Origin of the sequence: Methylobacterium nigriterrae, assembly GCF_037106235.1 — a bacterium.
Lineage (GTDB): Bacteria > Pseudomonadota > Alphaproteobacteria > Rhizobiales > Beijerinckiaceae > Methylobacterium > Methylobacterium nigriterrae.
In genome coordinates, this window is sequence record NZ_JBAWTG010000842.1 from 1 (window position 1) to 274 (window position 274).

1 protein-coding gene is annotated in these 274 nt (G+C 60.2%); it reads right to left on the reverse strand.

The features are described from left to right. Positions 1-171 (reverse strand): HesB/IscA family protein (locus WDW90_RS39380; protein WP_336493026.1); only part of this gene is annotated, 171 nt, incomplete at its 3' end. Positions 172-274: the final 103 nt, after the last annotated feature.

The following is a 274-nucleotide window of genomic DNA, read 5'->3' on the forward strand; positions in this document are numbered from 1 at the left end:
GGTAAAGTCGACATCGTCCTCGTTGCGGGAATCGACCAGGTCGAACTTGTAGGAAAAGCCGGAACAGCCGCCGCCTTCGACGCTGATCCTCAGGGCGGTCTTGCCGGGATCGGCGGCCATGATCTGATTGATCCGGCGCGCGGCGGCTTCCGTCACCTCGACGCCCTTCATCGCGGTCTTTGCGTCTACGCCCATGGCTGTTCGCCTTGCAATTGCTTCCTCCGCAAAGGTATGAAGCGCTGCGGGGCAAGTCAACTGATGGCATTGATGGGAT